A 3,804-nucleotide genomic window follows, 5' to 3' on the forward strand; every position below is an offset into this window, starting at 1 on the left:
ACGTCGCCCAAGAACTCAACGCCCGACCACGCAAAACGCTCAGCTGGGACACCCCAGCCGAGCGCCTGCGTGATCTACTCACCACCTAGAAACCAACACGGTGTTGCAACGACCCCCTGAAACCGCCCCCGACCGGGGCCCTTCTGTATGACCACACGCTTTCCGAGCTGGGGTCAGCAGGCGGCCCCCGGCCCAGCCGTGGGAAGCTGGCCTCCCATCCACGTTCCGGTGTGCCGGCCGGGGAGTGCGGCTACAGTGTGCGTGTCATGGGGTTGAAGGTCGTGGTGGCGGAGGACAGCTACCTCATCCGGGAAGGGCTGCGATCGCTGCTGTCGGGCCAGGACGAGCTGGACCTGGTGGCCGCGGTGTCGACGTTGCCGGAGCTGCTCGCAGCGGTGCGGCGGCATGCCCCGGATGTCGTGGTGACTGATGTGCGGATGCCACCGGGCGACTCTGACGAGGGCGTCCGGGCCGCCGAGTCGTTCGCGCGTGAGTACCCAGAGCTCGGGGTCGTGGTGCTGTCGCAGTACGTGGAGCCGGAGTGGGCCTTGCGGCTGTTCGATCCGTCGGCGGTGCGGCGGGCGTACCTGCTCAAGGAGCGGGTCGGTGACGTCGAGCATCTGGGCGCCGCGATCCGCGCGGTCGCCGGCGGTGGTTCGATGCTGGATCCGGCGGTGGTTCAGGCGTTGGTCGGTGCACAGGTCAAGCATGAGCGGTCGCCGCTGTCCCGCCTGACCCCGCGTGAGAAGCAGGTGCTGGGATTGATGGCCACCGGATTGTCCAACGCGGCGATCGCCGGCCGGCTGGTCCTCACCGAGCGGGCAGTGGAGAAGCACATTACCTCGGTGCTGAGCAAGCTCGACCTGGATCCGGAGGACGGCCAGATTCACCGGCGGGTCAGAGCCGTCCTGGCTTATCTTTCCGCCGTGGAGGGGTGAAGGGCGACATGTCCGGAGACCCGGGTTCCCGTTGCGGGAGCCGACTGGATCTCGGTCAGGCCCCCGACAGCGGCGATCCGGTCGCTGATGTTGACCAGTCCGGTTCCGGCGGCGGTTGTACTCGGCGTGAAGCCGACGCCGTCATCGTGTACGGCGAAGGTCAGGGCTCGGCCGTCGTCGAGCAGCTCGACGGTGACACTGCTCGCCCCGCTGTGCCGGATGGCGTTCTGGACAGCCTCCAGGCAGGCGAAGTACACCGCGGATTCGACGGTCCGGGGATAGCGGCCGACGCCGGTCGGCGTGACCCTGACGGGCAATGGCAGCTCACGTACATAGGCCCGCAGCGCAGCGGCGAGCCCTCCCTGCTCCAGAACCGGGGGAAAGATGCCCCGGGCAAGGTCGCGCAGCGAACGGATCGTGGCGTCGACCTCTTGCCCGATCGCGTCGAGCTCACCGGACGGCAGCGGGCCGGTCCGCGCTGCCGCTGCTCCCACTCGCATCCGCAGCGCGATCAGTCGGGCTTGGGCGCCGTCGTGGATGTCGCGTTCCAGCGTCCGTCGTGCTCGGTCGTGCGCTTCGACCAGCCGCTGCCGAGACGCTTGCAGCTCGGCCAACTGCTCACGCAACTGGGCCGCCAGTTGGTCGTTGTGCAGCACCACCCCCAGCGCATGGGCGACATCCGCCAGCACTTGCGGAGCGTCAGCCACCAGATCGGACGGCGCCGCCGCATGCAGGCAGAGCTCGCCGAACCGCACGCCATGGTGTTCGACGTCCGCGCGCAGCGCGGGGCGCTCGTCGCCTGAAACAGCGGTTGTCCGCAACTCCGCTCGGGCGGCGCCGGTGCTGCGCACCAGCAAGCGGGTCACTTCGTCGAGGACCTCCCTGGCCGAGGCGTAACTCGCGTGGGCAGCGAGCCGGGACAGTACCTCGGTGCGGTCGGCATAGCGGCCATAGAGCAGACGGTCCACGGTACGGCGAGCGCGTCGGCGTACCGGCTCGACGAGCAGCGCCACCGCCGCGACCGCCACCAGCGGCAGGACTGTGCTTCCGGTGCCCACGCCCAGCAACCTGCCGATGCCGACGACGATCGTCAGGTAGACCGCGGCAACGAGTCCGGTGAGGGTGGCGGCTACGGCGGCCCGGCCGAGCAGCGGCTCCAGATCATGGAGCCGGTACCGCGCGACCGCCAGTGCGTAGGCGACCAACAGCCCGTTGAAGGTGATCAGCACCGCCGGAATCCAGATCGACTGCCACGGGTAGGTCGAGACTCCGACGATCGCGAAGACGATCGCGGCCACACCGGCTACACGGAATTGCTGCCGGGTCCTGGCGTTGTGGCGCCGCCATCGGATGATCAGTGCCGCGACGCAAGCCACCGTGGCCCCCGCGACGAGCAGCCCACCCACGGCGAGAAGCAGTCCCACCACCGCCGGGACATCCGCCGCGCCCCAGGACGCGGTCGGCCAGGCATCGATGACGAAACCGGCGATCAGCAGGACGGTCCCGGCGAGCGCGACTACCGGGACCGGCCACCAGCGACGGCTGGGCAACCGGCCGTCCGGGAACACCACCAGCAACAGGATGGCCAGTACTGGGGCCGGCACCCACAGCCAGTTCATAGTCCACAGCAACGTCGCCGCATCCAGTGGCAACCCGGACGGAGGCAACGCCGCCGCCTGCTCCAGCGGTGGGTCGAACCCGGCTGCCACCAGCCGTACGTCTGCGGTCACCGCGACCGCGACATGTAGAACGTGGACGGTGCCGATCGCCAGCAGCATCCGGCCCGCGAGGTGGCCTGGCCGGCGGAGCAGCACGAGTCGGGCCATCCACAGCAAGACGATCGCCGACGGCCCATTGTGGAACAGGAACAGGTCGTAGTACTCCGTCGGCGGGCGACCCCGGACCAGCATCACCCCGAACGCCGCCGCCACGACGAGCGTGCCCAGTACGGCGACCCAGGTCAGCCAACGTCCTCTCACAGCCACCAGTATCGGCGCGGGCGGCACACGCCGATAGCGAACAGACCGCACCACTCCGGTACGGCTGGCCACACCCCTGATTGGCCAGCCCGCTCCCTGCCGCACGGGCTTCAGGACAGTCAGGCTCGAGACATGAGTACAACAGCATTCAGTCCGACAGCGGCCCGCATCCACGGCTGGGCCACCATCCTCGCGCCGGTCCTGCTGCTGGGCAGCACGCTGGCGTTCATCTCGGAGGACGGCATCAACGACGGGGTCGCCGGCGGCACCCTCGGCGTGTGGTCGACCTTCCTGTTCGTCATCGCGTTCGCCGGCCTCTACCGCGTGATCGAGTCCCGCTTGCCCCGGATCGGCCCGATGTTCATGGCCCTGACGCTGATCGGCTTCACCGCCGGTACGGCGTTCAACGTCCAGGCGATGTACTACGGGGCGTACGGCACTGACCTGCTGGCCGACCTCTCCGAGGGCCGGCTGCCCCAGTCGCCGGCAGTGGGCATCTTCGCCTTCCTGCCGTGGGGTTTGCTGGTGCCGGTCACGTTGGTTGCCACGGGCATCCTGTTGTGGGTGTCACGATCGGCGCCGCCGTGGTCCGCGATCCTGCTCATCCTCGGCGGAGTGCTCTTTGTTGCCTCGCGCCCGGAACGCGTCAACGCGCTCGCGATTGTCGCCGACGTAGTCCTGGTGCTGGCCCTGGCCCCCATCGGCTGGACGCTGATGCGACGCAAGCAGGTCGTGTCCGACGTCATGGCAACGGTGTGACAAGGACCTGAATGCGGGAGGGGTCAAGGTGAGTGGCGGGTTAGGTGTAGGGGGCGGTCGGCGGATTGTAGGGTCCAGCCGGTGGGGGTCTCGGCCAGGAGTGTGCCGGGGCGTGCGGGGGAATGGGT

3 protein-coding genes are annotated in these 3,804 nt (G+C 69.0%); 2 read left to right on the forward strand and 1 reads right to left on the reverse strand.

The genetic code is table 11. The annotated features are described in order from the left end of the window. Window positions 1-266: 266 nt before the first annotated feature. A complete protein-coding gene (locus E1218_RS35135) occupies window positions 267-938 on the forward strand; it encodes a response regulator (RefSeq protein WP_132327346.1) in 672 nt (223 codons plus the stop codon). On the opposite strand, the gene E1218_RS35140 is transcribed toward E1218_RS35135, so the two are convergent. Next, window positions 914-2,917, reverse strand: a complete 2,004-nt coding sequence (locus E1218_RS35140; RefSeq protein ID WP_132327347.1) for a sensor histidine kinase — start codon at window positions 2,915-2,917, stop codon at window positions 914-916. The two genes, E1218_RS35135 and E1218_RS35140, sit on opposite strands and share 25 nt — an antisense overlap. 132 nt (window positions 2,918-3,049) lie before the next feature. Here E1218_RS35140 and E1218_RS35145 point away from each other — a divergent pair, with 132 nt between their 5' ends. Beyond that, window positions 3,050-3,676, forward strand: a complete 627-nt coding sequence (locus E1218_RS35145) for a hypothetical protein (RefSeq protein WP_132327348.1) — start codon at window positions 3,050-3,052, stop codon at window positions 3,674-3,676. The last annotated feature ends 128 nt before the right edge of the window (window positions 3,677-3,804 follow it).

Source organism: Kribbella turkmenica (assembly GCF_004348725.1).
In the GTDB taxonomy this organism is placed as follows: Bacteria; Actinomycetota; Actinomycetes; order Propionibacteriales; family Kribbellaceae; genus Kribbella; species Kribbella turkmenica.